General features: G+C 59.3%; 28 protein-coding genes and 1 pseudogene. 11 read left to right on the forward strand and 18 right to left on the reverse strand.

The window, feature by feature from the left end; translation table 11 throughout:
• Nucleotides 1-99: 99 nt before the first annotated feature.
• Entirely contained in the window at nt 100-807 is a 708-nt protein-coding gene (locus OU26_RS05715) for an ElyC/SanA/YdcF family protein (protein WP_337588533.1), read from the forward strand.
• Nucleotides 808-1,282: 475 nt separating this feature from the next.
• Nucleotides 1,283-1,702: a hypothetical protein gene (locus tag OU26_RS09470; protein ID WP_026646072.1), complete on the forward strand. Its 420-nt coding sequence runs from the start codon at nt 1,283-1,285 to the stop codon at nt 1,700-1,702.
• Nucleotides 1,703-1,807: 105 nt separating this feature from the next.
• On the opposite strand, the gene OU26_RS05725 is transcribed toward OU26_RS09470, so the two are convergent.
• From OU26_RS05725 to OU26_RS05765, 10 genes are all read right to left on the reverse strand, one after another.
• Nucleotides 1,808-2,461, reverse strand: coding sequence for a 3'-5' exonuclease (locus OU26_RS05725; RefSeq protein ID WP_033498967.1), 654 nt, complete (start codon nt 2,459-2,461; stop codon nt 1,808-1,810).
• 146 nt (nt 2,462-2,607) lie between these two features.
• The gene (gene tig, locus OU26_RS05730; protein WP_026646074.1) at nt 2,608-3,978 is read right to left on the reverse strand and encodes a trigger factor; all 1,371 of its coding nucleotides are present in this window, start codon (nt 3,976-3,978) and stop codon (nt 2,608-2,610) included.
• A gap of 53 nt (nt 3,979-4,031) precedes the next feature.
• Nucleotides 4,032-5,324 carry an HRDC domain-containing protein gene (locus tag OU26_RS05735; protein WP_026646075.1) on the reverse strand — a complete coding sequence of 431 codons (1,293 nt, stop codon included), beginning with the start codon at nt 5,322-5,324 and terminating at the stop codon, nt 4,032-4,034.
• Nucleotides 5,314-5,949, reverse strand: coding sequence for a DUF3000 family protein (locus OU26_RS05740; RefSeq protein ID WP_033498968.1), 636 nt, complete (start codon nt 5,947-5,949; stop codon nt 5,314-5,316). Before OU26_RS05740 ends, OU26_RS05735 begins: the two co-directional genes overlap by 11 nt.
• 184 nt (nt 5,950-6,133) lie before the next feature.
• The gene (gene pflA, locus OU26_RS05745; RefSeq protein WP_026646077.1) at nt 6,134-7,012 is read right to left on the reverse strand and encodes a pyruvate formate-lyase-activating protein; all 879 of its coding nucleotides are present in this window, start codon (nt 7,010-7,012) and stop codon (nt 6,134-6,136) included.
• A 117-nt stretch (nt 7,013-7,129) separates the two neighbouring features.
• Nucleotides 7,130-9,505 (reverse strand): formate C-acetyltransferase, encoded by a 2,376-nt coding sequence (pflB, locus tag OU26_RS05750; protein ID WP_026646078.1) that lies wholly within the window; start codon nt 9,503-9,505, stop codon nt 7,130-7,132.
• 71 nt (nt 9,506-9,576) lie between these two features.
• Entirely contained in the window at nt 9,577-9,726 is a 150-nt protein-coding gene (locus OU26_RS10205; RefSeq protein ID WP_155809200.1) for a hypothetical protein, read from the reverse strand.
• 29 nt (nt 9,727-9,755) lie between these two features.
• Nucleotides 9,756-9,971: a hypothetical protein gene (locus tag OU26_RS05755; protein ID WP_026646079.1), complete on the reverse strand. Its 216-nt coding sequence runs from the start codon at nt 9,969-9,971 to the stop codon at nt 9,756-9,758.
• Nucleotides 9,972-10,046: 75 nt separating this feature from the next.
• Complete coding sequence (locus OU26_RS05760) at nt 10,047-11,744, reverse strand: NAD+ synthase (RefSeq protein WP_026646080.1); 1,698 nt, start codon at nt 11,742-11,744, stop codon at nt 10,047-10,049.
• A gap of 90 nt (nt 11,745-11,834) precedes the next feature.
• The gene (locus OU26_RS05765; protein WP_026646081.1) at nt 11,835-12,983 is read right to left on the reverse strand and encodes a M20 metallopeptidase family protein; all 1,149 of its coding nucleotides are present in this window, start codon (nt 12,981-12,983) and stop codon (nt 11,835-11,837) included.
• A 135-nt stretch (nt 12,984-13,118) separates the two neighbouring features.
• Between OU26_RS05765 and OU26_RS05770 the strand changes: the two genes are divergently transcribed.
• From OU26_RS05770 to OU26_RS05785, 4 genes are all read left to right on the forward strand, one after another.
• Nucleotides 13,119-13,919, forward strand: coding sequence for a Cof-type HAD-IIB family hydrolase (locus tag OU26_RS05770; RefSeq protein WP_026646082.1), 801 nt, complete (start codon nt 13,119-13,121; stop codon nt 13,917-13,919).
• Nucleotides 13,920-14,119: 200 nt separating this feature from the next.
• Nucleotides 14,120-14,965, forward strand: coding sequence for a MetQ/NlpA family ABC transporter substrate-binding protein (locus OU26_RS05775; protein WP_026646083.1), 846 nt, complete (start codon nt 14,120-14,122; stop codon nt 14,963-14,965).
• Between the two features lie 95 nt (nt 14,966-15,060).
• Nucleotides 15,061-15,879: a methionine ABC transporter ATP-binding protein gene (locus OU26_RS05780; protein WP_026646084.1), complete on the forward strand. Its 819-nt coding sequence runs from the start codon at nt 15,061-15,063 to the stop codon at nt 15,877-15,879.
• A gap of 1 nt (nt 15,880) precedes the next feature.
• Nucleotides 15,881-16,561: a methionine ABC transporter permease gene (locus OU26_RS05785; RefSeq protein ID WP_026646085.1), complete on the forward strand. Its 681-nt coding sequence runs from the start codon at nt 15,881-15,883 to the stop codon at nt 16,559-16,561.
• Between the two features lie 94 nt (nt 16,562-16,655).
• Here OU26_RS05785 and OU26_RS05790 read toward each other — a convergent pair whose 3' ends face one another.
• The 5 genes and pseudogenes from OU26_RS05790 to OU26_RS05805 all read right to left on the reverse strand — a co-directional run bounded on the left by OU26_RS05790 (nt 16,656) and on the right by OU26_RS05805 (nt 19,639).
• On the reverse strand, nt 16,656-17,105 hold the full coding sequence (locus OU26_RS05790; RefSeq protein ID WP_026646086.1) for a GatB/YqeY domain-containing protein: 450 nt from the start codon (nt 17,103-17,105) through the stop codon (nt 16,656-16,658).
• Nucleotides 17,106-17,186: 81 nt separating this feature from the next.
• The gene (locus OU26_RS05795) at nt 17,187-18,056 is read right to left on the reverse strand and encodes a putative ABC transporter permease (protein WP_026646087.1); all 870 of its coding nucleotides are present in this window, start codon (nt 18,054-18,056) and stop codon (nt 17,187-17,189) included.
• Nucleotides 18,057-18,438: 382 nt separating this feature from the next.
• Nucleotides 18,439-18,531 (reverse strand): annotated as a pseudogene (locus tag OU26_RS10680) (Fic/DOC family protein); the annotation flags it as partial.
• Nucleotides 18,532-18,533: 2 nt separating this feature from the next.
• Nucleotides 18,534-18,725, reverse strand: coding sequence for a hypothetical protein (locus OU26_RS05800; RefSeq protein WP_026646088.1), 192 nt, complete (start codon nt 18,723-18,725; stop codon nt 18,534-18,536).
• Nucleotides 18,726-18,766: 41 nt separating this feature from the next.
• Nucleotides 18,767-19,639 carry a Fic family protein gene (locus OU26_RS05805; RefSeq protein ID WP_193345873.1) on the reverse strand — a complete coding sequence of 291 codons (873 nt, stop codon included), beginning with the start codon at nt 19,637-19,639 and terminating at the stop codon, nt 18,767-18,769.
• Between the two features lie 252 nt (nt 19,640-19,891).
• Here OU26_RS05805 and OU26_RS10280 point away from each other — a divergent pair, with 252 nt between their 5' ends.
• The gene (locus tag OU26_RS10280; protein ID WP_162164121.1) at nt 19,892-20,194 is read left to right on the forward strand and encodes a hypothetical protein; all 303 of its coding nucleotides are present in this window, start codon (nt 19,892-19,894) and stop codon (nt 20,192-20,194) included.
• Here the strand turns inward: OU26_RS10280 and OU26_RS05815 are convergent.
• On the reverse strand, nt 20,174-21,079 hold the full coding sequence (locus tag OU26_RS05815; protein WP_026646090.1) for a DnaB-like helicase C-terminal domain-containing protein: 906 nt from the start codon (nt 21,077-21,079) through the stop codon (nt 20,174-20,176). The genes OU26_RS10280 and OU26_RS05815 overlap by 21 nt on opposite strands.
• 96 nt (nt 21,080-21,175) lie before the next feature.
• Between OU26_RS05815 and OU26_RS09475 the strand changes: the two genes are divergently transcribed.
• From OU26_RS09475 to OU26_RS05830, 3 genes are all read left to right on the forward strand, one after another.
• On the forward strand, nt 21,176-21,796 hold the full coding sequence (locus OU26_RS09475; protein ID WP_237743744.1) for a hypothetical protein: 621 nt from the start codon (nt 21,176-21,178) through the stop codon (nt 21,794-21,796).
• A 150-nt stretch (nt 21,797-21,946) separates the two neighbouring features.
• Nucleotides 21,947-23,482: a cell division protein FtsZ gene (locus OU26_RS05825; RefSeq protein WP_033498969.1), complete on the forward strand. Its 1,536-nt coding sequence runs from the start codon at nt 21,947-21,949 to the stop codon at nt 23,480-23,482.
• A gap of 196 nt (nt 23,483-23,678) precedes the next feature.
• Nucleotides 23,679-24,104 carry a hypothetical protein gene (locus OU26_RS05830; protein ID WP_026646092.1) on the forward strand — a complete coding sequence of 142 codons (426 nt, stop codon included), beginning with the start codon at nt 23,679-23,681 and terminating at the stop codon, nt 24,102-24,104.
• A gap of 215 nt (nt 24,105-24,319) precedes the next feature.
• On the opposite strand, the gene OU26_RS05835 is transcribed toward OU26_RS05830, so the two are convergent.
• Complete coding sequence (locus OU26_RS05835; protein ID WP_014485576.1) at nt 24,320-24,679, reverse strand: type II toxin-antitoxin system PemK/MazF family toxin; 360 nt, start codon at nt 24,677-24,679, stop codon at nt 24,320-24,322.
• A complete protein-coding gene (locus OU26_RS05840; RefSeq protein ID WP_014485575.1) occupies nt 24,672-24,968 on the reverse strand; it encodes a type II toxin-antitoxin system RelB/DinJ family antitoxin in 297 nt (98 codons plus the stop codon). Before OU26_RS05840 ends, OU26_RS05835 begins: the two co-directional genes overlap by 8 nt.
• A gap of 137 nt (nt 24,969-25,105) precedes the next feature.
• Here OU26_RS05840 and OU26_RS05845 point away from each other — a divergent pair, with 137 nt between their 5' ends.
• A complete protein-coding gene (locus OU26_RS05845) occupies nt 25,106-25,645 on the forward strand; it encodes a peptidylprolyl isomerase (protein WP_026646093.1) in 540 nt (179 codons plus the stop codon).
• Nucleotides 25,646-25,725: the final 80 nt, after the last annotated feature.

Genomic DNA, 25,725 nt, shown 5'->3' on the forward strand with positions numbered 1-25,725 from the left:
GATTGAATGGTGGACTTTACAGGACATGGGCATGCGCGTTAAGAGGTTGTTGGCATGAAAACGATGGGGCGACGATTGGGAATCCTACTATGCGTTGCATTGGCCCTACTGTCGGCGTTCTATGCGTTCGCCGTGATGAAGGCCCGATCCGGCACCGGTTTCTGGATGGTCTGGCTGGCCATCGCCGCCTGCCTCATCCTACTCGCAATCGGCATCGCAGCCGACTGGTGGTCCAACTTCCCCCGTCTCGTCCAAGACATCATCGTTTCCCTAGTCTTCATCGCACTCGTAGTATTCGGCACAGTAGAAGGCTGCGTCATCAGCAGAATGACCGAACAGGCCAGCACCGACCTCGACTACGTGGTAGTACTCGGCGCCCAGGTGCGCGCGTCCGGTCCGAGCAAGGTGCTGCGCTATCGGCTCGACACGGCAATCGAATATCTCAATGAGAATCCGAAAACCATCTGCATCGTCTCCGGCGGCCGAGGCGTGAACGAGCCGTTCCCGGAGGCCCAGGGCATGGCCGACTATCTTGAGGAGCACGGCATCGAGAAAGACCGCATCCTCAAGGAGACGAAGTCACGAACCACCCAGGAGAACATCTCGAACAGCAGCGGCCTGATCACGAAACCCAACGCCGAGGTCGGCATCATCACCAACGATTTCCATATGTTCCGCGCGCTGCAGATCGCGCACAAAAACGGCCTCGTGGAGGCGCAGGGCATCGCGGCCGGCTCTCCCCGCGACATGCTGGCGAACAACATGCTCCGCGAATTCTTCGCCGAAATCAAATTCCTGTTCTCATAAACGGACGAGTTCCATCGGGAATCCGCCGACGACGAAAAGCGATTCCGCAACGCCAGCTCCGCTGATTTCAGATGGCATAGTCTCTTCCGCAGTTACAAAAACCGGGTATGGAAACGCTTGATGATTTTTTAGCCCGCAAACCCGGCATTGAAATACCGGGTTTGCGGGCTAAAAAATCATCAAGGGCTCGGCGAACAACGGATTCGGTATCGACGCACAGACCGACAACAACCGTGTCTCCATTGAGAACATGGCGTTCAACAATGTCGGCGTGGCCATCAGACTCAAGGGTGCTGACGCGGCACGCATCAGCGGATCGTGGATCGCCTAAACCGCTTTCGGCATCGAATTGACCGGCGCATCGAGGGCGACGGCCACGGATTCGTGTCCTCCAGCATCCGCTACAACATGGCCGATGACCATTGGCCCGACCTGCACGAGGTATGGCCGGGAGGCAGCCGCGTCATGGCCGCCCATGCAGGAGCACGACAACGGCCTGGACGATGACTATGGGCTCGTGCACGTGGAGGGAACGCGCAACACGGTCGTCGCAAACCACGTGTCCGAGGTCATCGACCCGGAGCATCTCAGGCCGGCGGGCGCGCGGCCGGTCGTGGTGCGCGTCGCGGACGGGTCGGGCAACTACATCGCCGCGAACCACGTGGTCGCGATGACGGAGTCCGCGGCGATCGGGGACGACGCGGCGGACTCGTGCTTCGGCGCGCAGGTCGACGCGATGCTCGCGACCGAGCGTGCCGTGCCGTTGGACATGGTCGCGGTCAAAGTGGATCCGTCGTCCACGGGCAACGTGGTGTTGGACACCGCGACCGACGCGCAGGCCGACCTAGACCGTAGCGTGAACGTGTTCCGCCCAATCCCCGCCATAGGCGCGTAAAAAAGAATCGTCTTTCGCTGCTTCCGCCAAGACGGAGGCAGCGAAATCCCTAGCGCCGACACGTCGGGCGAACGCCGAGGCCTCCGCGCTAGGGATTTCACAACATCACCAGGTCATGGCATTACCGTCAACGTGCGAGCTTCGCGGCAGCCATTCCTTCTTCGGCAATGAGGAGAACGTTGGCCATTGCTCCGCGGCGTCAGCGGCCGATTCGAGACGGCGTTTGAAGCCCGGCCATTCAGGATCGGATTCGATCAGCCGTCCAAGCAATATAGCCGTGGCATGGGCGTCGCTCAGCGCGCTGTGCGCATCCTCGTTCGCGATGCCGAAGTATTCGCAGCAATCGGAGAGTTTGCCACGGCCGATCAGTGAGCGGGACAGTTTCATCGTGCACAGCATGGTGCTTTGGTCGACGGGTATCGAGGCGCCCATACGGGAATATTCGGCGAGCAGGAACCTTGAATCGAACGACACGTTGTGCGCCACGAATACGCGTCCGGCCAGCAGGTCGCGCAGTTCATGCGCAATACCTTCGAAGTCCGGTGCATGCAATAGTTCCCGTGCGGTGATGTGATGCACCCATGAGGCGCCGACGCTGCGATCGACATGGATCAGCGTCTCATGTTCGTCCTCAAGCGTGCCGTCCGGCGACACGTGAACCAGGCCTATCTCGATGGCCCGGTCGCCTTTCGCGGGGCTTAGTCCCGTGGTTTCGAAATCGACGACCGCATATCCCCGATCCATCACATGCTCTCCCATCCATAGAAGCCGTTGGAATCCAACGTTCCCGGATTTCCAACGGCCATATTCCAACAGCGTTGTTCCTGCGAAAGAAAAAGGCCGGAACCCACTTGGGGATTCCGGCCCACGCGTATTCAGCGCTTCAGCCTATCGGCTTTCGCGATTCACTCGGCTTCCTTGTCGGCTGCGAGCTCATCGGCCACGGCTGCGGCCGCGGAAGCGGCTTCGACGCTTTCGGACTCTTCGTCCTCAGCGGCTTCGCCAAGGAAGGCGCTCAGATCCAGGGTCTCGCCTTCGGACTTGAAGGTCACGGCGCGCATGCCGGAGAGCAGGCCCTTGGAACGGCCGACTTCCTGCACCGCGGAGCCGATCTGGCCGTTGCGGATGATGGCCTGGATGAAGGCGTTCGGATCCATGCCGTACTGCTGGGCGATGGAGGCGAGGAAGTTGAACACTTCGCCCTGGGAGACCTTGACGTCCATGGTCTCGGCGAGCACGTCGAGCACCATCTGGTCGCGCAGTTCCTTCTCCACGGTTTCTTCGGCTTCGGCCTTCTGCTCCTTGGTGGCCTTGGACGGATCCGCGGTCACGTTCTTGAGCTGCTGCTCGACCATTTCGGCCTTGACGCCCTTCGGCACCGGAATCTCGAGGCCTTCCTCGAGCTTGGCGATGAACGCGTCACGGGCGGCGGTGGCCTGACGGCCTTCGGCGTCCTGAGCGGCGACCTTCTTCAGGTCTTCCTTCAGCTCGTCGAGGGTGTCGAACTCAGAGGCTTCGGAAGCGAAGTCATCGTCGAGTTCCGGCAGTTCCTCGGCCTTGACGGAGTTGACCTTGACCTTAATCTGGGCCTTCTCGCCTTCATGCTTGCCAGCTTCGAGAGTGCCTTCGAAGGTGGTTTCCTCACCGGCGGACAGGCCTTCGAGGGCCTCGTCCAGACCGTCGAGCATGGTGCCGGAGCCGAGCTCGTAGCTCACGCCTTCCTGGGAGTCCACGCTCTCGCCGTCGATTTCGGCGTTGAGGTCGATGTTGGCGTAGTCGCCCTTGGCGGCCGGACGGTCGACGCTCACGAGAGTGCCGAAACGCTGGCGCAGGGCTTCCAGACGGTTGTTGATGTCTTCATCGGTGACTTCAGCCTTGGCGACCTCGATCTCCATGCCGTCAAGAGCCGGCAGTTCGATGTCCGGACGACGCTCGACGGTGGCGACGAACTTCAGCTTGGTCTCATCCTTGGCGGATTCCGGCACTTCCTGAACATCGATCTCCGGCTGGGCCATCGGGTGGATCTTCTTGGTTTCGAGAGCCTTGGAATACAGCTCCGGCACACCGTTGTTCACAGCCTCGCCGGCGACGGCGCCGAAGCCGATGCGCTGGTCGATAATCTTGCCGGGCACATGACCCTTGCGGAAGCCAGGCACGTTGACCTGCTTGCCGATTTCCTTGCGAGCCTCGTCGAGATACGGGTTGAATTCCTCCGGGTCGACGGTGATGGTGAGCTTCACCTTGGTCGGCTCAAGATTCCTGACGCTGATTTTCACGCTTGCGCTCCTGAAACAATACGGTTCTTCATTGTTCTGCCGTTAGGCAACCTCTACATGATAGCGCGACTTACGGACTCTGCGACAAGGGCGACCTGCCAGTCGCGCGCGCCCTGCTCCGTAAGGAACTGTGCCACATCGCGCTTTCGCGGTTCGTCCGTCCAGCACAGGTTGCGCAGATACTGCGGTTTGATGATGATCTCCACTGGCGTGCGTGTGTCTTCAGCTATCTGCGAAACCACCTTGCGCGCCTTGTTGAGCACCTTCAGACGTTCCGGATAGCGTTCCTTCCACGCGCGGATGGATTTTGGAGCCGACGACTGCGGTTCGTGCCGACGGCCGACGGCGCTGTCCGTCTCCGGCCATTCGCTTGGCGGCAGAGCAAGCGCCTCCTGGATGACGTGTTTCCACATGCTCGGTTTGATTTTGCGTTGGATCGGCGCGTAGCGTTCGAACATCTTGTCCTGTTCGGAATCGGTGTGCATGCGGACGCGTTCGTTGATGGACCGGATCGCGCGGAACTGCGCCGCGTTGTGCGGCTTGCGTTTGGCCACTTCGATGATGGTGCTGTCGGCGAGCAGCAGCGATGGCGCGATGTCGTATTCGCGAGCGAGTTCGTCTCGTCTGGTCCACAGCGCCCTGACGATGGCCAGCGCCTGACGGTCGCGCATGACTTCGTTGATATGCGAGACGTGCATCCATGGGATCGGATGCTCCTTGCGCGGTCCCAGGCCTTCTTTGAGCGCGTATTCGAACTCCTCGCGGGCCCATTCCAGCTTGCCCTGGCGTTTGAGCTCGGCACGCATCTTCGTCTCAAGCTCGATGAGCAGTTCGACGTCCAGTGCGGCGTAGTTGCGCCAATCGCGGGGCAACGGGCGATACGACCAGTCCGCCGCGGAATGCTCTTTGGCGAGGGTCAATCCCAGGAAATGCTCGGTGACTGCGGCGAGACCGAATCGTTTCAGTCCCAGCAGACGCGCCGCGATTTCGGTGTCGAACAGGCGCTGCGGTCTCATGCCGAGGTCCGCGAATCCCGGAAGGTCCTGCAGGGAGTCGTGCAGGATCCATACCGCGTCGCCGACCGCGCGGTTGAAATCGTTCCAATCGGCTCCCGCGGCCGCAAGCGCCTGGGGGTCGAGCAGTCCTATGCCGGCGCCGTCGCGTTTGAACTGCACCAGCCAGTCCTCGTGACCGTATCGGAATCCCGATGCGCGTTCCGCGTCCGCCGCGAGGGAGCCGTGGGAGGAAGCCAAAGCACTGCAGTATTCGCGGAACGCGGGCAGTGTGTCGATCACATCAGGCACGCCTTCACGTGGTTCCGACTGCAGCTTTGGCTCATCGATCAACGGAAACGTCCTCCTCGGATTGTGTCATGGATCGGAGGAATGCCGCCCACCGTCCGACTTGGGAGCCGGCGTCGAGACCTCCATCGGCATAGTCTAATGGAGTCCAAGACACGCGGACCTCGCATCCCGCCATCGGAGCGTCCGGATCGTGTCCGAAGGCCGTGTTGTGTGCGACGGTGACGGTTCCCGACACGTGTTCGGAATCGTCCGGATCAAGGAACCGCATCATCGACTCCCAATACATGCCGGGTTCCATGCGTTTGCTCTCCTTTTCCGGCATCGGCAGGGAGGCGAAGGCCACGCATCGCCAGTGCGAATGCCAGTCTTCCTGGAATTTGAGCGAATACAGCACCATGATCCAGCCGGACGGGCATCCGTCGTCGCATTCCAGTTCGACGCCGATGCCGAAATTCGCCATGGAATTCGGCACCGGAATCTCGTGGTATGCCATGCCTTGCAGCCGTGGCATGCGTTCCACGGAAAGCACGGCGTCCCAGACCCTGTCGGGAACGCCGTGCGGGCGGAAAAGTGTGGAGTGCCGGGCATCATCGTCCATGCATGGCCCCTTGTCATCGTCGTACGCCACGTCGCGTACACCTTGAGGAAAATCGAAAATGTCTGCCATAGTCCAAGACTACGCCAGTGCGCCTTGTTTTGTCGTATTTCACGCCATTTCGCCACGCGTCGAATGTGAAGATTTTCCTCATCGTGATAGAAACGCCGGAACCGCGCCGCCAAATTGGCATGACGCGGTTCCGGCGTTCCTTTTCGCATGCGAATTCGTATGCGAAACTCCGACCGGAGGGGAATCAGTATACGGTGAATCCGTGCGCCTGGAACTGCTCGACCACACGCTGCTTCATCGCGGCCGATGGCCCTTTCTGGTCATCCAGCGGATATGGGATTCCCAGCATGTGCCATTTCGGACGTCCAAGCTGGTGGAAGGGCAGCACGTCGATATGTTCCACGGCGTCGCCAAAGGTCTCGCAGATCTTCGCCACGTTCTCGACGTTCTCCTCGGATGAGGTGAGGCCCGGCACGAGCACGAACCGCACCCAGATCTTCTTGCCCGCCTTGGCGAGCCGCTGTCCGAAATCGATGGTCGGCTGCAGGATTCCACCGGTCACCTTGTGGTATGTCTCCTCGTCGCCGGATTTGACGTCGAGCAGACACAGGTCGATATCGTTCACCATCTCGTCGGTGTAGCTCTCGCCGAGGAAGCCGGACGTGTCGAGGCACGTGTGCACGCCCATCTGCTTGGCCGCGTGGAACACGCGGGACACGAAGGCGGGCTGCATCATGGATTCCCCGCCGGAGAAGGTAATGCCGCCGCCGGTGGCCTTGAACAGGTCTGCGTAGCGTTCGATCTTCTTGATCATGGCCTCGTAGTACACGGGCTTGCCGTCGCGCATCTTCCAAGTGTCCGGGTTCTGGCAGTACTGGCAACGCAACGGGCATCCGCTCATGAAAACGGTCATACGGGTACCGGGACCGTCCACGGACGTGTTGATGTCCCACGAATGCACGAATCCGATGTCGCCGCTTTTCAGCGCCTGGATGCGATCCAAACGATCCAGGCCAATCGGGGATTCGAATCCCGACAGGCCTCCCATCAGAGTCTGCTTGGCGTATTCCTTGGAATCCCTCAGCATATGCCTGGTCGTGGTGCGGAATATGTGTTCAGGCATCGATATCCCCTTTCATCATCCTTCCCATCCTATCGAAAAAAGAGGGACGGAGCATAAGCTCCGCCCCTTGCCTTATCGCCGTCTCATACGGCGGCGGTCATCCGTCCGACAGGAACGTCAGTCGACGACTGCGCCCTGGTGGAACGTACGGGAGATCACGTCGAGCTGCTGCTCCTTGGTGAGCTTGACGAAGTTCACCGCGTAGCCGGAGACACGCACGGTCAGGTGCGGGTACTTCTCCGGATGCTCGACGGCATCCTCGAGCTGTTCCTTGCGCAGCACGTTGATGTTGGCGTGGTACAGACCGTGGCCGTTGCCGGCATCCAGGATGCCCACCAAGTTGCCGATGCGCTCGTCCTCGTCGCGGCCCAGACCATCAGGGGTAATGGTGTTGGTCAGCGAGATGCCGTCGAGCGCGTCGTTGTAGTCGATCTTGCCGACCGAGAACATGGACGGCAGCATGCCGTGGGAGTCCATGCCGTTCTCCGGATTGGCGCCCGGAGCGTACGGAGTGCCCTTCTTGTGGCCGGACGGGAAGGCGCCAGTGGCCTTTCCATACTCCACATTGGAGGTGATGGTCAGGATGGACTGGGTCGGAACGGCGTCGCGGTACACCGGCAGACGCTTGACCTGGCCCATGACGGTGGAGACGACCCACTTGGCGATGTCGTCGGCGCGGTCGTCGTCGTTGCCGTAGATCGGGAAGTCGCCTTCGGTGCGGTAGCCGACGATCAGATCGTCGTCCGCGCCTTCGACGTACTCGTTCTCATGACCCGGAGTGGTCTTGGCGTCCTTGTTGTAGATCGGGTAGACCTTGGCGTACTTGCATGCGGACAGGGAGTCGGCCGCGATCGACAGGCCGGACATGCCGCAACCGAGAGTGCGGTAGACCTCCTTGTCGTGCAGGGCCATCTCGATGGACTCGTAAGCGTACTTATCATGCATGTAATGGATGATGTTCAGAGCCATCACATAGGTCTCGGACAGCCATTCAAGGGCCTTCTCGTAGTTGGCCTTGACCTTCTCGTAATCCAGCGTGCCATCGGCTTCCGGCTTGATCGGGTCGATGACGCCCTTGTCGATGACCTGCATGCCGGTCATCTCGTCACGTCCGCCGTTGATGGCGTACAGCAGGGCTTTGGCGGAGTTCACACGAGCGGCGAAGAACTGCATCTGCTTGCCCACGCGCATCGGGGAGACGCAGCATGCGATGGCGGCGTCGTCGCCCCAGTGAGAGCGGATTTCCTTATCGGACTCGTACTGGATGGCCGAGGTGTCGATGGAGATTCGGGCGCAGAAGCGCTTGTAGGCTTCCGGCAGCTTCGGATCCCAGAAGATGGTGATGTTCGGCTCCGGGCCAGGTCCGAGGTGCTCGAGGGTCAGGGTGTTGAGCAGACGGAACGAGGTCTTGGTGACCATGGTGCGGCCATCGTCGCCGAAGCCCGCATCGGACCAGGTCGCCCAGTACGGATCGCCGGAGAAGATGGCGTCGTAGTCCTTGGTGCGCAGGAAGCGCACGATGCGCAGCTTCATGACCAGGTTATCGATGATTTCCTGGGCGTCGGTCTCGGTAATCTTGCCGGCCTTCAGGTCGCGCTCGAAGTAGACGTCGAAGAAGGTGGAGACACGGCCGAAGGACATGGCGGCGCCGTCCTGGCTCTTGACGGAGGCGAGGTAGCCCATGTAGGTCCACTGCACGGCTTCCTGTGCGGTCTGTGCCGGGCGGGACAGGTCGAGGCCGTACTCGTTGCCGAGGTTGATCAGCTGCTTCAGGGCCTTGATCTGCTCGTCATGCTCTTCGCGGAAGCGGATCCAGTGCTCGATCTCCGGCTCGGTGAAGTCGTTGCGGTACGGGATGGAGTCCTTGTCGCGCTGCTTGAACTTGATCAGGGTGTTCACGCCGTACAGCGCCACACGACGGTAGTCGCCGATGATGCGGCCACGGCCGTAGGCGTCCGGCAGACCGGTGAGGATCTTGTTGTGGCGGGCGAGCTTGATCTGCTTGGTGTAGACGCCGAAGACGCCGTCGTTGTGCGTCTTGCGGTACTTGGTGAAGATCTTCTTGATCTGCGGATCGGGCTCCTTGCCGGCCTCCTTGATGGCCTGCTCGACCATACGCCAGCCGCCGTTCGGCATCATGGCACGCTTGCACGGCACGTCGGTCTGCAGGCCGACGATCACATTATCGACTTCCGGGGAGTCGATGTAGCCCGCCGGGAAGGCGTCGATGCCGGCCGGGGTGTGGGTGTCCACGTCGTAGACGCGCTGCTTGCGCTCCACTGCCAGATAGTTGTCATCGAGATACTTCCACAGGTGCTTGGTCTTCTCGGTGGCATCCGCCAGGAAGGACTCATCGCCCTCATACGGCGTGTAGTTCTTCTGGATGAAATCACGGACATCGATGTCCTTCTGCCAGTTGCCCTCAGCGAAACCTTCCCAAGCCTTGGCCTCAAGCTCTTCCTGGGAGACCGCCGTCGCATCAACTGCTGCCATTTCCACTCCTTCTGGGTGTTTGGTTGGCGACGCATTGTTACGTCGTCGCTAGTTCTTGATTCTATTAGCCCTCACCTGCGAAAAACCTGAAAACCGCGCCGAATAAACGTGATAAAAATCACATTCGTTCCGCACGCATGGGCAATGACGAAAAACGCCGGGTGGAAATCCTCGTCCTGATTCGACGAAGGGTTTCCACCCGGCGTATCGTTCTTCAGCATCCAAGCCCGCCGTCACCGCATGGTGACGATCAGCCCCGGGAGGATGCTCCGGCTTGGCCGTCAGAGGACCAACGTTTCCATTCGCGGTCCTGTTCCTCCCATTCCAGATTGCGCTCCTGCACGATCTTCCACGCGTCGAGCGCATCCTCCTTGGTCTTGTACGGCCCCATGCGGTGGCTTGCCGGAGAGATCATGCCCAATTCCGGCTGCTCAGTGACCGTATTGAAATACCATTGACGTTCCATATCGGCCTCCTTCCTGCAATGCGCGGCCCAGCCGTCCGGGCCGCGGCCATACGACTTCCTTGCACGCGTTTCGTCTTACTCACGGAACGCGTTGGTCACCGGCAGACGACGGTCACGGCCGAACGCCAACGCCGTCACCTTCGGGCCAAGCGGATACTGGCGACGCTTCCATTCGGCGCGGTCCACCAGCCGCATGACCGTGTCCACTGTCGCTTCATCGAAGCCGTCGGCAAGGAGGTCGGCCCGGCCATGCGCATGTTCAATATACATCGCCAGCACTTGGTCGAGCAGCGCGTACTCCGGTAGCGAATCGGAATCCTTCTGGCCTGGACGCAGCTCGGCGGAAGGCGCCTTCTCGATCGAGTTGACGGGAATCATCACGCCGTCCGGCAGGGGAACGCCGGCGCTCCCCTGCTCGTTGCCTACGATGTGGAGTCCCCCGATGCCCATACCGGCCGCGGCGGCCTTGTTGCGCCAGCGGGAGATCTCCCACACGCGGGTCTTGAGCAGGTCCTTGATCGGAGCGTAGCCGCCGACTGCATCGCCGTAAATCGTGGAATAGCCGCAGGCCAACTCCGACTTGTTGCCGGTCGCCACGGCCAACAGCCCCTTGGAATTCGAGTAGGCCATGACGATCACGCCTCGGATGCGTGCTTGCAGGTTCTCGGCGGCGACTCCTTCCAATTTCAGTTGATGCTGGAAGGAGACGAACAGTGGCTCGATGGGTTGGATGTCGTAATGCGCGCCGAGGTTGCGCGCCAAATCGGCCGCGTCGTCTTTGGAGCCGTCGGATGAGTACATGCTCGGCATGGAGATGCCGTGCACGTTTTCGCCGCCCACCGCGTCGGCCGCCATGGCAGCCACGAGCGCGGAATCGATGCCGCCGGACAGGCCCAGGCACACGCCCTTGAAATGGTTCTTGGCCATGTAATCCTTCAGACCCAGCACGCAGGCGGTGTACACTTCCTCGTCCGGATCGGGTTTGGCTGCGATTGTACCGACCTTCTGATGCTCCGCGGACGTGTCCAAATCGAAGAAGCTCAGATCCTCCATGAACATCGGCGAGCACTCAAGCAGGGTGCCGTCGGTGTCCACAACGAAGCTGCCGCCGTCGAAGACGAGGTCGTCCTGGCCGCCCACCTGGTTGAGGTAGATCAATGGCGCTTGCACTTCGGCGGCGCGTCGCACGGCGAGGTCGAATCGCGTGTCGGTCTTGCCTTCCTCGTATGGCGAGCCGTTCATGGTGAGCAGTAGGTCGATGTTCTCCTTGGCGAGTTCGGCCACGGGGCCTCCGTCCTGCCAGATGTCCTCGCAGATGGCCACGCCGATGCGGGCTCCGTCTACGTCGAGCACCATGGATTTGTTGCCAGGGCTGAAAATACGGAATTCGTCGAACACGCCGTAGTTGGGCAGGAAGTGCTTGTCGTAGCCGGCCCAGACCACGCCGTCGTGCAACACGACGAGCCGGTTGCGCGGCTTGGAATTCTCACGGTCGGTGCCCACGGTGCCGACCACCACATACAGGCCCCCCAGCCCGTCTGCCGCCAGTTTCGTGGCGAGCCAGTTGGCTTTGTCCCATGCGGCCTTGCGGAAGGTGGCGCGCAGGGCGAGATCTTCGATGGGGTATCCGGTCAGGGTCATCTCCGGGAACACGACCACGCGTGCGTTGCTGCGTGCGGCGAGGTGCGTGTAGTGCATGACCTTGTCGGCGTTGGCGTCGAGGTCTCCGACGCAGGTGTCGATCTGGGCGAGTGCGAAACGAATGTCTGTCATATCTGCCTAGCTTACCGTTGGTTTGTTGGACGTTTGTTTTTCAGCGATCGCGTCCGTCCGCGATCATGGGTTGCGAGTGGACGCGGCGCGTCATGAGAGTTCATTGAGTACCGTCAATGCCGCGTTGGCGTAGAATTCCACGCCGGTCTGCAGCGATTCGTCGAGTCCGATGAAGTGCGGGCTGTGCCAGTCGGGGCAGCCTTCTTCGCCATTGGAGCCGATGAAGGCAAATACCGGCAGGGTGACGGGCATGAAATCGCAGAAGTCCTCCCCCGCCATCGACGGGCGGATGGGTTCGAGCTGCGCGTAGTCGCGTACGCTGTCGGCGACGATTTTGGACAGTTCGGTATCGGAGACGAGCGGGTTCTGGAAATCGTCCCAATCGATGTCGGCGGTGATGCCGTATCCGGAGGCGATGGATTGGACCTGCTGTTTGAAGCGTTTCTCCACCAGTTCACCGTCGGACTCGTGGAAGTATCGTACGGTGCCTTGGAAGCTCGCCTTGTCGGGTACGACGTTCCACACGTGGCCGCCGTGCATCTCGGTGATGGACAGTACGAGCGGATGGAACGGCGAGACGTTGCGGCTCACGATGGTCTGCAATGCGAGGACCATGGTGGCGAGCGCCTCGATCGGGCCGGTGCCCTTGTGCGGATAGCCGGCATGGGAGCCGGTGGCGTGCAGGGTTACATGGAATTTCACGCAGCCGGCCATCATCGGTTCGGGGCCGACGGCGATCTGTCCGGGCGCGTAGTTCGGGTTGTTGTGCGCGCCGATGGCGGCTGATACGTCGGCGAGCAGTCCCGCGTCGACCATGGCCTTCGCGCCGAGGCCAAGTTCCTCGGCGGGCTGGAACAGCAGTTTGATGGACCCCTTGATGCGCTTGCGGCGCTTGGCGAGCCAGAACGCGGCACCGAGCATGTACGACATGTGCAGGTCGTGGCCGCAGCCGTGCATCACGCCGTCGTTGACGGATGAGAACGGCAGACCGGTGTCCTCCTGGATGGGCAGGCCGTCGATGTCGGCGCGCAGTGCGATGCGCGGCCCCGGCTGTTCGCCGCGGATCAGGCCGACCACGCCGGTCTCCAGCGGATTGTTGAGCACCTCGATGTCGTGTGCGCGCAACAGTTTCTCGATGTAGGCGCTTGTCTCGTATTCCTTGAAGCTGCGTTCGGGGTGCGCGTGCAGGTAGTGTCGGATTTCGATGATCTCCGGCGTAATCTCGATATGTTCGCTCATGGTTGTCGATTGTAGGCATATGCGGACGTTTTTCCTATTTTCGCGTCCGTGGTTTCATGTCGTCGACGGCGTTTCCCCGGATCCTCCCGTAAGCTGGAAAGTGATCTAACACGGGACATTCATGAGGAGGTCGGCATGGGATCGGACATCAGGGCTGCGTTTTTCGACATCGACGGCACGTTGACGAGCTTCGTCACGCATGTGGTGCCGCAGTCGGCCATCGACGCGCTGCACGCGTTGCAGGAGAATGGCGTGAAGGTGTTCATCTGTTCCGGCCGAGCACCCTCCTATATGGGCGTGGTGCTGGACACCATTCCCGTACGGTTCGACGGCATCGTGGGCCTCAACGGCCAATACTGCACCACTCGCGACGGTCTGAGCTACCAGCATCCCATCGACCAGGCCGACGTGGAGATCATCACCTCCTGGCTGGAGGAGCACACCGACGTGATCGCCAACTATGCGGAAAGCGACTACGGGTATTTCAACCGGACCAACGCAACGTTGGAAAGCACGTGGAACAGTCTCGGTAAAACCGCGCCGAAAATCGACATATGCGATCCGCTGCAACGTATCGGGGACCATCGCACATTCCAGATCAGCCCATATGTGGACGAGGCGACGGAAGCGGAAATCGCCGGCATGTGCGGCAACGTGCGCGGTGTCAGATGGCACCCGGCCTTCACCGACCTGATTCCCGCCGACGGCGGCAAGGCGGCCGGCATGCGGGTGGTGCTCGACCATTTCGGCTGGACGAAGGATAATGCGATCGCATTCGGCGACGGCGGCAACGATGTTGACATGCTGCGCTATGCCGGCATCGGCGTGGCTATGGGCAACGCGACCGACGAGCCGAAGTCGGTGGCCGATTACGTCACCGATAATGTCGATGACGCCGGCATCGCGAACGCGTTGAAGCATTTCGGTATTCTGTAAAGCGCTTTTTACAGAGTTTTTCTTGCGATTCCCGCACGCGTTTTCCGTAAATTCCTGCGGTTTTCGCACCCTTTATAAGTAATTCCGATAAGCGTGCGCCGTGTTGCCGTCACGGGTTCCTCTATATTGGTCAATCGTTGGCCCACAACCGCGGCAAGCGGACGGACCGTATAGCGAAATTGAGAGAGAGGAACTCAACCATGCGTAACAAGAAGATTCTCGGCGCGCTGCTCGCCGCCGCCACGCTCGCGACCTTCGGTCTGGCCGGCTGCGGCAATTCCGGTTCCAACGGTGCCGCCTCCAAGGAGGACGACAAGACCATCACCGTGGCCGCCTCCCCGACCCCGCACGCGGAGATCCTGAACAAGGCGGTCAAACCGCTCGTCGAGAAGGACGGCTACAAGCTGGTCGTCAAGGAATTCACCGACTACGTGCAGCCGAACACCGCCACCGAGGATGGCGAGGTTGACGCCAACTACTTCCAGCACAAGCCGTACCTCGACAACTTCAACAAGGAGAAGGGCACGCATCTGGTGTCCGTGGAGGGCATCCACTTCGAGCCATTCGGCCTGTACCCGGGCAAGACCAAGGAGCTGAAGGACCTTCAGGACGGCGCCACCGTGGCCGTGCCGAACGACGCCACCAACGAGGCCCGCGCGCTTCTGCTGTTGCAGGATGCCGGCCTGATCAAGCTGAAGGATCCGAAGGACATCAACGCCACACCGAAGGACATCACCTCCAATCCGAAGAACCTGCAGTTCAAGGAGCTTGAGGCCGCCGTCGTGCCGACCGTCATCAAGGATGTCGACATCGCGGCCCTGAACGGCAACTACGCCATCCAGGCCGGCTTCGACCCGACCAAGGACACGCTGGTCACCGAAAAGGCCGGCGGCCTGGCCGCGAAAACCTACCAGAACATTCTCGTGGTGAAGGAAGGCAACGAGAACACCGCCAAGACCAAAGAGCTCAAGAAGGCTCTGAAGTCCGACGAGGTACGCGACTACATCAACAAGAATTACAAGGGCGCTGTGGTGCCGGTCTTCTAAGGCCGACCGCTTCGGCTGCCGACAATTCAATGCCGCAGGATAGTATGTCCTGCGGCATTCTTGCTATGGAAACATGAAAACAGGAACAGGACATTATGACGATTCAGATCGACCATCTGCACAAAAGCTACGGCAGTGGCGCCGAAGCGCATGAGGTGCTGCACGACATTAACCTGACCATCGATTCGGGTGAGGTCTTCGGCATTCTCGGCTCGTCCGGCGCGGGCAAATCGACATTGGTGCGTTGCATCAACCTGCTGGAGCGTCCCACTTCCGGCAAGGTGCTCATCGACGGACGTGACATCACCGGCGCGAAAGGCAAGGAGCTGGCGGACGTGCGCGCCGGAATCGGCATGATCTTCCAGAACTTCAGCCTGTTTCAACAGCGCACCGTGCTACGCAACGTAACGTTCCCGCTGGAACTCAACCACACGCCGAAAGCCAAGCGTGAGGAACGTGCCCGCTACCTGCTCGACCTGGTCGGATTGGCCGATCTGGCCGACCGCTACCCGAGCCAGCTGTCCGGCGGCCAACAGCAGCGCGTGGCCATCGCACGCGCGTTGGCCAACAATCCGTCCATCATGCTGTGCGATGAGGCCACCAGCGCGCTCGACTCCACCACCACGGCGCAGATTCTCGATCTGTTGCGTCGTATCAACCGCGAGCTCAACGTGACGCTGGTCGTCATCACGCATTCGCTGTCCGTGGCACGCAACATCTGCGACCGTGTGGCCATGATCGATGGCGGTCGAATCGTGGAGATGGGCGATACGGAGGAATTGTTCGCCAATCCGCAAAGCGACATTCTGAAGACGCTGATCGCCGATGCGAAGGTGGAAAACCATCGCCATAAGCATGATTCCGCTTCGTCCGACAATCCGACGGACGCGCCGGCCAAGGAAGAGGTGAAGTGAAATGGGACAGATTATCTCGCAATTCATCGCCGATTACGGCGAACTGCTGGTCGAAGGCGTGCGTGACACGATCATCATGACCGCCGTCGCAACACTGCTGGCGTATGTGATCGGCCTGCCGATCGGCGTGCTGCTCATCACTTCCGCGAAGAAGGGCATCCGCCCGAACGCGCCACTCAACACCGTGCTCGGCTGGATCGTGAACATCGTGCGTTCCGTGCCGTTCATCATCCTTCTGGTGGCCATCATTCCGTTGACGCGACTGATTGTCGGCACTTCGCTCGGTGTACCGGGTGCCATAGTGCCGCTGGTCATCACCGCGGCGCCGTTCGTGGCACGCGTGGTGGAGCAGTCGCTTGCCGAAGTGGACGGCAGTCTGGTGGAGGCCGCGCAAAGCTTCGGCGCCAGCAATCTGCAGATCGTGTTCAAGGTGCTGCTGTTCGAAAGCCTGCCATCACTGGTGCGCGGTGCCGCGTTGACGTTCATCACCCTGTTCGGCTTCTCCGCCATGGCCGGCACCGTCGGCGCGGGCGGCTTGGGCGATATCGCCATCCGATACGGCTACCAGCGTTACCAGTACGACGTGATGACCGTCGCCGTGATCCTGTGCGTCATTCTCGTGCAGATCGTGCAGACCATCGGCGACGTGGTGTCCAACCGCATTGACCATCACGAACGCTGAGACATTCCACCGAACGTCCATTCACAAAAGAATCGGGTCCAGACGCAATCCGTCTGGACCCGATTCCCCTATAAGGCCATATACGGCCGGAAAATCACTTGTTGAGTTCGGCCTTGACCAGACCGGCCAGCTTGCCTCCATCGATGGTCTTGCCCTCAAGAGCGGCGCGGGCCGCCTTGATGACACGACCCATATCCTTGGGGCCTGCCGGCTGCACTTCCGCCATGGCATCAGCGATGGCCTTGGCGTAATCCTCATCGGTGGCACCCGCCGGCAGGAAGGTTTCCAGGAAATCCGCCTCGGCGGTTTCGGGGGCGGCCTTGTCGGCCAGTCCCTTGTCCTCATACAGCTTGGCGGTCTCACGACGGGTCTTGACACCCTTCTGGATGACCTTCAGCACCTCCTCGTCGGTGGCCTCATGACCATTGGCGATCTCCATGTTCTGAATGTCCGCCAACGTCAGGTTGATCGGATTGAGCTTGGCCTTGTCCTTGGCCTTCATCGCCGCGATCTTGGCCTTCTTCAGCGTATCCTTCATCGACATGTTCATTCCTCTTTTCCGAATCGTTCGGCACACGTCTTTATACCACAATAGTCACCAGACGTCCTCCACAAACGGAGACCGTCAACGCTCCAGCAAATCGTGGATGCGGTCGGTCAGCTCACGATGCATCGACGAACGCAAGGAAGGGAACGCCCGAAGCAGACGAACCTGCTGACGGCTCAACGCACGACGCACATGCTCCTTGGTAAGCCTGTCCAACGCGGCAGGCTTGTCTTTTCGCCCGACCGTACGAATATCGGCGATCGTGCCATCGATACGCTCGCGGGTCTGGTCAATACGTTCCTGAGCGGACCGCTGAACCTGTGCAAGACGATGCTCCATGCGCGCGTTCGCCTCGGCCATATCGTCGTTCGCCTTGTCGATCGCCTCCAGACGCCCGGCCTTGACATCCTCGCCGAGCCGCGCGAGCCTGTTGTCCATGTCGGCCATGCCCATGGTGCTGGCCAGCCAGTCGACGAACGTGGCGGCCAAGAGACCCCAGGCCGCGATATGAAGCCACGGTTGGGGTATGGTGGCGGTGAGTTGCGCCAGCCAGGGCTGCACGACCAGTTTAACCAGCGTGGCGCCCGAGCCGAACGTCAGGAATCCGTTCAGATAGACGCGGCCGTTGATGTTGAACGGTTTATCGGTGTAATCCCAAAGCCGAATATGGAACAGCCGCTCGTACTGCCACGACACCACGTATTCCAAGGTACAGGCGATGACGCCGCTTCCCAGGAACAACGCCACCGGATTGGTCACGTCGTGCAGCAGCAGGAGCACCAGCAGCGCACCGTTACCGTAGATCGGGCAGATCGGGCCGTTCAGCGCGCCACGATCCACCCACTTGTGCTTCAGCACCAAGTTAAGCCCGGTCTCCCACACCCAGCCGATGCAGGAGTAGCACATCCACCACAGGACCACCTGTTCCGCAAGATTCAACAAACCCATACCATGACCTTACGTTCCCGACGCGCATTTTCCAACACGCGGTCGCGAAACCCGCCACGAACGCCTCTCCCCCGGTCTTAAGCCCATGAGGCACTTGGAACCATGACTACGGTTATCGTGCGCATTTCGCATGATAACCGTGGTCGACTGTTTTTGGCTCTATTCCAAGGTTTTCCACTCTTGGGAAGCCCGCCGATTACCCTCGTTTCCCACGAGGCACTTACAGGCACCCGAGAATAATCTCGACTGATTCCCACCGACCAGTCAACGGTGACCGGTCCAACTGATCTATTCCCATTCAAGACCTCCCACCAACGACAGGCAATGCCCTTTTAGATATTTCGACATTCCTGTCCGGCGTCCCCGAGAATCATCTCTGCCCCGCGGCCGCCAACGCATCCTTGTCCGTGGCACTCACAAGGTTCCGTAGCACGTTCGCTCCCGGAATCAGGTAGGGATCGGAGACGCGCGCCATCGTCACTCCAGTCCATAACGGCGACGGGTACAGGAAAGAGGCTCGGCACTGCCGATGCTCCCCCGCTCGTATTCTCCGGCATCGCGCATGAAGGCCCTCGTAACATCGCCGCCCTCCAATCGCACTGACTGCACCAACAGTCCGATGTTCTCCGCGCGGCGGCGCATTTCGGATTCAGATATCGTTCCGAACATCACACCTCCTTTTCCTTAGATTCCAGCGAAACCGGCAACCCTTAGACAGAGCTTCGTCCGATTGTCTCCTTCCCTGGTCCGCGGCGCAATCCCTCGATCAGATCGATGAACGCGTGTTCCTCCTGCTCCACGCAGTCAAGGAAAATGGAACAGAACGAATCCGTCTTGCCGTCCACCTGCCAGGCCTCCAGACTGCGGGCATAGTCGCGCTTGGCGTCATACTTGATCGCCACGGGACGATAGCCGTGCCTCAGCAGCATGAAGTTGAGCAGCTGGCGGCCGGTACGCCCGTTGCCGTCCATGAACGGATGGATGTTCTCGAACATCGCGTGGAAGCCAGCGGCCCTGAGCAACGGATGCGCGTCGCTTGCGTCCAGCCCGTCGATCAGGGATTGCAGGTCGTCGCGGATCTCCAGCGGGTCCGCGGTCTTGACGCGGGTCGCGGTGATCCTCGCCAGATAGCCGTACGGGCGGAACGTGCCGCGGGCGAACGGCTGGAGGTCCAGCGCGGTCACCTCGTGGACGCGACGGACCAGCTCCTCATCCAGTCTCCGCCCTTCCCGGGCGTATTCGCGCACGTAGGCCATGCCGTCCGCAACGCCGCGCGCGGCGAACACATACCGTGCCGGCGAATCCGACGGGACGAACTCGCCCTCCAACACCAGCGACGTGTCCTCCAGGGTCAGCGTGGATCCCTCAATGGCGTTCGAGTTGTAGGTGTACCGCACCAGCCAGTCGCGGTCGTAATCCTCCAACGCCATGTCCTCGACGCCGTCCAGCGGCTCCAGCGCGCGGGCACGGTCCTTCAGCGCGTCGATCCGCCGCAGACGTTCGGCGGTTCCCGGCTCGCGCTCAAGGTCGAGCAGTTCCTCGGGCAGCGCCTGTATGCGCTGTGATAGCTCGGGATTGGCCATCATGCCCCTCTTTTCATGTTCCGGTTGCAAAGTCCACTATTCCAGCCGCAATCCATTTTGGCGATGCGGACGATTCCCCGAATCTCCCATGAAGCATGTCCATGCTCCTGCGACACTCATTCGGGCTCATCCAACCTTGGGATTCCTTAACCAGCCCTCACAATAGTACTCCAAGTGACCGTCGAGCTCAGCCACGAACGCATCGACGTACCCAGCGGCAGCCGGTCTCAAGCCCATGAGACACTTGGGACCATGACTACCATCATCATGCGCACCTCTGATGATAATCGCATGTGGTCGTTTTTTGGCTTTATTCCAAGGTTTTCCGTTCTTGGGAAATCTGCCGATTACCCTCGTTTTCCACGAGGCACCTACAGGCACCCGAAAATAATCCGGAAACACCGCCAACCGCGACTCCAAACGTTTGCCGTTCCCCGGAGCAGTGGCGGACATAGCGCGCATCAAGCGTTTTCATCGCTGGCCGCAGGTTTTAATCCTTCGGTTCCCCTGGCGATCCGCGTCTTCGCGGCCCTGTCATTGGCCTGTGAATTTTGAGTATTCCGGTTTGAGCATGAGATTGAATGTGCACGGCGAGAGCCATGGGTGCTTGGCGAGGATGAGTTCGGTTTCGTTCGGATCCGTCTTGTCGTTGTACAGTCCCGGGCGGTGAGCTATGAGCACGGTGTCCGCGTACTGGCATACAGAGTCCGAATTCCTGAGGTGGAAAAGCAGAGGTCTTCTGCCGTCTATGCGCACCCGACCCCGTTCCATTTCCGATGTCACGATGACGGCGATGTCGATCTCGTCGGCGAATGATGCGAGTCTGTCCAGCACCTTGCCCAATTCGCAGCCTGAATTGTCGGCGATGACGTCGATGCGATGCAGGACCACGAGTTTCAGGTCCACGGTTCTTTTCAGCCTGCGGCAGGCATCCATGATGGAGTCCAGGGTAATGGATCGTTCCGAATTGACATACAGCGGCATATGCTCGCACAGCGAGCAGAATGCGTCGCATAATCCCCTTTCGTCCTCATCGAGGCCGCCGTCCGCGAGGAGGACCTTCATCGGCACGTCGGTCTCCGCCGACATGATACGCACCGCGATTTCGCAGCCGGACAATCGAGGGCAGAAGATGGCGGATGGCAGTCCGTTCACGGCTGCGTGGCGCACGATGTCCAGTTGCAGGTTCCTCGAATCAGCCAATGTCCATCCAGAGATGATCGTGAGGGTTCTTCGGGCGAACCCGTTGGTGCGTTTATCGTATTCCTTGAATCCGCTGGGCACGTAGTTCCCGTCCGCTGGGTTGATGCGCTGCTTGTCCATCAGCTCCATGACCTGCAGCATCGCCGTATATATCGGATTCAGGTCGCATGGGTCCTCCCCGCCATGTGCGTCGGCGGATGCATTGCCGCCCATGTGTTGCGTGATGATGTGGTTCACTTCGGTTCCTCCCCATACAACGATGTTACAAGCATACCTGCTTATGTGGTATCTTATATACAAGATACCTTTGATACAAAATAGGAGGTACTAGCGATGGCAACATTATGGCTCCGCTGCAGGCATCTGGTCATCGACCCATGCAATCGCATGCCCGGTCATCTTCCTCGGTCCGACGGATGGCTGAACAGCCAGAACGACAGGCTTGCTCAAACCGTGTGCGACTGGCTGTCCGACCTAGCCTGGGATGGGTGGCGCGTGGAGGCCTGCGTCGGTTCGTTCGACTCCACAGCGATTGACGTGCGGGACCTGCTGGAACTGTGCCCGGAGCGTGGGGAACGTGACGGCCAGGGGTATCAGGTCTCATGGTTTTCCGTCGAACGTACCGATTCCGAGAAAATGCGAGTGCTTGACGAAGACGGCGACGAGGTCGACGCCGAGCTCTTCGAGTGCGAGGAGTATCAGCGAATCTGGGATGCCGTCGATCCGCTATGGCTGATTTTCGACAACGGAGAGGAAGATGACGATTCCGACCCCAACAATCGCCACCAACCGGAATCCTCCTATGAGGATCCATTGCCTCCCGATCTGGCGATTCGTCTCCTGACCGCCAGGCAATCCCTGCGGCGGTTGAGGGAGTCACTGGGATCTTACCCAGAGATACCGGCTGACGCTGTTCGGAGAGGAGGGCTTCACCGTCGACAACGCGTGGTTTGAGACCATGGAACAGAGCTGCGACCAGCTCAATGAACGCGTGCACGCCTACGCGCCACAGTCGTCATGTGCGAATCCCCAGGACGACGGCTTCGATCGAGAATAACTTCACCCTCTACATACTGAAAATAGACAAAACAGAAAGGATCCGCAATGCTTACCGCCGACATCGATGCCGACCGCTCAATCGTCACGTTTCGCAATGAGGACGACAAGACGGAACTGACTATCTCCACAGCTCCCCTTTCCACCGTCGAGGCAACTCCGGCCGCCCATCTCATCCCGTCTCCCGGCGCCAAGGCCGAAACCGCGCTGAAACAGACCGCGGAGATCATCGCATCGCTTACCAACACAAACAGCTACATTCACATTGATTTCCCGGATGTCATCTCCATCTGCGCGTCCGCGGCTATACGCATCATACGGTTCAATGCCGGAGATGATCCGAGCAAGGCATTCTCGGACGCGCTCGCCGCGCAAGGGATCAACCCGTCATGCTGCGATAGGGCGCTGATCAACATTGGGGCTCCCGCCAATATTGGTCTGGCCAAAGTCACCTCATTGGTCACAATCGTGCAGGAAGCGGTCCAGGACGACGCCTTAATCATCTGGGGTCTGGCACTGGACCCGCAACAAAAAGACACGAAAATCGCCGTCATCCTCGCAGAGTCCGAAGGAGAGACGGCGGCGCACGAAACCGCCAAAAAAGAATTGACTACCGGAAAGGACACTCAGATGATGCAGGAAGAAACGATGGATACACCAAACACGCCGATTCGGTTCCTTGATTTGATTGGATTGGACAACGAACAACTGAAAGATTTCACTATCAGGTTGAACGGCAACAAGCCTGCTTGGTTTGATGTACTTGATGCCTACTACTCATCGCATGATGAGCTGATGGAGTGGGTATTTATCAAGCAATGGCCTGGGCAGCAGGTGAAGGGAGCTTTCAAGAAGAAGAAAGTTCTGCAGTTCATCCAACTTCACCAGGAAGACCCGACGAAATGGCTGTTCATAGGTGCTTCTGAAGTCCTTGGCGAATATCAGAAAGAAGACGGCACTGTCGCGTACGACTACCGAGAAATACCGCAGTATGCCCCGTTGGACGCTCGCGCTGTGGTGTATTACAAGAAAAGCCAAGGACCCACTCAACTTATGAACGATATGGGCAACGATAAGTTGCGGAATCGTTTCTTGGAAACCATGACCCTAGACCACTTATCGCAGTCTCCAATTTCCTCGCTTCCCTTCCCCGGTTTTGAAAACGTGTGTCTCACTCATCGGCAGCTAGTTGCCGCAGTGAGAAACGATACATGGAAAACTGCTCTGGGCAACGTCCAAGCTGTTTACCTGCAAACCGACCGTCGTACTGGATGGCATTACGTTGGTTCTGCCTACTCACATAAGGGTGCAGAGCAAGGATTATTGTCCCGTTGGTCGGAGTATGCCTATGGTGATCATTCTGGTGGCAACAAGCGTCTCAAGGAGCTGGGTGCCAAATATATCGTGGACAACTTCCAATACTCGATTCTAGAAATCTTTGATATGCGCGCTTTGCCGAAAGACATCATTAATCGGGAGCATTGGTGGATGGACACTCTCAGTTCTGTATACCATAGCGAAGATGAGCATCCACATGGATACAACTCTGTCGCAGAGCGTAATAGCGACAATCCCGTTGAGTGAGTGAGGCAGAAATCTTTATTCTGCTAATTAGCAGAATGTGCCGTAGAGGGGCGTCTGTTTCTTGGAAAGTGAACAAATGCCCCCCTCTGCATCGCTAGAGACAATCCTCCCCTGAATAATGAGGTAATTGCATGGGATGGTCTTCATATATCTTTCATTCAAGATGGCAGGTACGCAAGGTTGTAGGATATGGGGCATGACTGAAATTGTGACGATGAAACTTGGCCCCCGCAGAGAACTTGGCTGGGTCGAGGACCTGCCAGAGGGCGGCACTCGGCATCTGGTGGGATGGGATCCCAAGATGGAAGGCGACTTCGAAGAAATCTGGCGTTCCGGCAACAGCTGGTGGCGACTCGAACCTGGCCGGGCGGTCCGCTGCGATCTCGGCCTCGTCCTGACTCCCGACAACGTGGTGGCGTGCGTCGCCAAGATCAACGGCATCATCAAACGCGATGATATGCGCATGGGCTTTATCGGCGAGCCAATCCACGGCGACTACGACAATTGGATTGGCAAAATTCTCGAACGCAACGACTCCAAGAACCCTATCGCCTACTTCGACGAGCGAGCCATTCTCCCTCCCAACAAAGTCACCAAAGACACTGAAAAGCTTAATCTTTAATGTGATGGCTGGTGCCGTCAGACAAGCGCGGTTTCGTATGCGCCGTTGACGGATTCGGATATGGCATTGGCGTAGAGGTCGCTGCCCATGACGGCACCGTCAGAAAACACGTCGCGCAGAATACGTCAGATAATCACCGACTATTTTTGTTGATTGAGCACAAACAGTGATATGCAGATAACGTCCGGGAAGAAAACCATTGACTCCGTCAAGCATCATGGACGCGACTGACGGTGAGGCGGAATGTCACCCGTCGCATCAAGACCGGCATCAAGGTCGTTCGCGTCGCGCAACGACAACCTGCCGAAATACTTCAACAAGTCACCATCGCCAAACCAGAAACGCTGCGAGCATCTCGCCACGGATGGCTTGTATAGGCCCTCCTGACGCCAGTCAAGCAACGGCACGTCACCCGGACCGTTCCATGTCGTCACACTGGTCACCTTGACGACGATACCCGAGACCCGATCGCCCTCGACCCTGGTGACGATGACGGGCCTGATCTTGCCCACGCCGGGATGATCGGGGAACTCGACGCGCATCAGCCACACGTCATATACTTCGGGCTCATGCATGATCGTAGATGTCGTCCGCCGGATCGTCCCAGTCCTGAGGCAGTACGATGTTGCCCGTACTCTTCGAACGCTCGAACCGATACGCGTCATGAGCCGGCGGAACCGGATATCCATCGGATCGGGTCGCCCTCAGACTCGGTGTGAACGGCATGCCCTTGTCGCGGACCACCTGCCGCAGACAGATCTCCGTGAATGAGCTCAGGCTCAAACCCATCTGCTCAAGCACGTCCGCCGCCTCACGCTTGACCTCGGGATCCAATGCAATGGTCGTCCGTTCCTTCACAGCCATAGCAACCACCTCTCAATATGCATTACATAAGAATTATGTAAATTATATGCAGCTCTAATACACATCCACAAGTTACTCAAATAAATTCTGCTTGGTAAGCATCATGACCGTCTCAAGCCCATGAGACACTTAAGACCATGACTACAGTTATCATGAGCACCTCCGAAGGTGACATCAAAATCAACCTATTCGACGACGAAACCCCGAAAACCGTGGCCAATTTCCTTGGCCTCGCGACCGGTGAGAAGGAATGGACCGATCCGATGACCGGTCAGCCTTCCCATGAGCCGTTCTACAACGGCCTGACCTTCCACCGCATCATCAAGGACTTCATGATCCAAGGCGGCTGCCCGCTGGGCAACGGCACCGGCGGCCCGGGCTACGATTTCGATGACGAAATCGTTCCGGAACTGAAGTTCGACCACCCGTATCTGCTGGCCATGGCAAACGCAGGCCTGCGCCGCGGCATGGATGGCAAAATCCATGGAACCAACGGCTCCCAGTTCTTCATCACCACCGTGCCGACCCCGTGGCTGGATGGTCATCACACCATCTTCGGCGAGGTCGCCGATGACGAGTCCAAGGCCGTCGTCGACAAGCTTGAGGCAGTGAACACCGATCGCATGGACCGTCCGACCGAGCCGGTCGGCATCGTGTCCGTGGAAGTGCTCAAGTAACAGCGTTCAAATAAAATCACCATACGATATGAATGAAGCCCCTCCGACGAGGGGCTTCATTCATTCTGCGATCCGATTGA

The sequence above is a fragment of the Bifidobacterium ruminantium DSM 6489 genome (assembly GCF_000770925.1).
GTDB lineage: Bacteria > Actinomycetota > Actinomycetes > Actinomycetales > Bifidobacteriaceae > Bifidobacterium > Bifidobacterium ruminantium.

Coding starts and splice junctions, on each gene's coding strand:
- OU26_RS09470 (WP_026646072.1), top strand. CDS start 1,283: ATGCAGGAGCACGACAACGGCCTGGACGATGACTATGGGCTCGTGCAC.
- OU26_RS05725 (WP_033498967.1), bottom strand. CDS start 2,461: ATGGGAGAGCATGTGATGGATCGGGGATATGCGGTCGTCGATTTCGAA.
- OU26_RS05740 (WP_033498968.1), bottom strand. CDS start 5,949: ATGGCAGACATTTTCGATTTTCCTCAAGGTGTACGCGACGTGGCGTAC.
- pflA (WP_026646077.1), bottom strand. CDS start 7,012: ATGCCTGAACACATATTCCGCACCACGACCAGGCATATGCTGAGGGAT.
- pflB (WP_026646078.1), bottom strand. CDS start 9,505: ATGGCAGCAGTTGATGCGACGGCGGTCTCCCAGGAAGAGCTTGAGGCC.
- OU26_RS10205 (WP_155809200.1), bottom strand. CDS start 9,726: ATGCTGAAGAACGATACGCCGGGTGGAAACCCTTCGTCGAATCAGGAC.
- OU26_RS05755 (WP_026646079.1), bottom strand. CDS start 9,971: ATGGAACGTCAATGGTATTTCAATACGGTCACTGAGCAGCCGGAATTG.
- OU26_RS05760 (WP_026646080.1), bottom strand. CDS start 11,744: ATGACAGACATTCGTTTCGCACTCGCCCAGATCGACACCTGCGTCGGA.
- OU26_RS05765 (WP_026646081.1), bottom strand. CDS start 12,983: ATGAGCGAACATATCGAGATTACGCCGGAGATCATCGAAATCCGACAC.
- OU26_RS05770 (WP_026646082.1), top strand. CDS start 13,119: ATGGGATCGGACATCAGGGCTGCGTTTTTCGACATCGACGGCACGTTG.
- OU26_RS05775 (WP_026646083.1), top strand. CDS start 14,120: ATGCGTAACAAGAAGATTCTCGGCGCGCTGCTCGCCGCCGCCACGCTC.
- OU26_RS05780 (WP_026646084.1), top strand. CDS start 15,061: ATGACGATTCAGATCGACCATCTGCACAAAAGCTACGGCAGTGGCGCC.
- OU26_RS05785 (WP_026646085.1), top strand. CDS start 15,881: ATGGGACAGATTATCTCGCAATTCATCGCCGATTACGGCGAACTGCTG.
- OU26_RS05790 (WP_026646086.1), bottom strand. CDS start 17,105: ATGTCGATGAAGGATACGCTGAAGAAGGCCAAGATCGCGGCGATGAAG.
- OU26_RS05795 (WP_026646087.1), bottom strand. CDS start 18,056: ATGGGTTTGTTGAATCTTGCGGAACAGGTGGTCCTGTGGTGGATGTGC.
- OU26_RS05800 (WP_026646088.1), bottom strand. CDS start 18,725: ATGTTCGGAACGATATCTGAATCCGAAATGCGCCGCCGCGCGGAGAAC.
- OU26_RS05805 (WP_193345873.1), bottom strand. CDS start 19,639: ATGGCCAATCCCGAGCTATCACAGCGCATACAGGCGCTGCCCGAGGAA.
- OU26_RS10280 (WP_162164121.1), top strand. CDS start 19,892: ATGACTACCATCATCATGCGCACCTCTGATGATAATCGCATGTGGTCG.
- OU26_RS09475 (WP_237743744.1), top strand. CDS start 21,176: ATGGCAACATTATGGCTCCGCTGCAGGCATCTGGTCATCGACCCATGC.
- OU26_RS05825 (WP_033498969.1), top strand. CDS start 21,947: ATGCTTACCGCCGACATCGATGCCGACCGCTCAATCGTCACGTTTCGC.
- OU26_RS05830 (WP_026646092.1), top strand. CDS start 23,679: ATGACTGAAATTGTGACGATGAAACTTGGCCCCCGCAGAGAACTTGGC.
- OU26_RS05835 (WP_014485576.1), bottom strand. CDS start 24,679: ATGCATGAGCCCGAAGTATATGACGTGTGGCTGATGCGCGTCGAGTTC.
- OU26_RS05840 (WP_014485575.1), bottom strand. CDS start 24,968: ATGGCTGTGAAGGAACGGACGACCATTGCATTGGATCCCGAGGTCAAG.
- OU26_RS05845 (WP_026646093.1), top strand. CDS start 25,106: ATGACTACAGTTATCATGAGCACCTCCGAAGGTGACATCAAAATCAAC.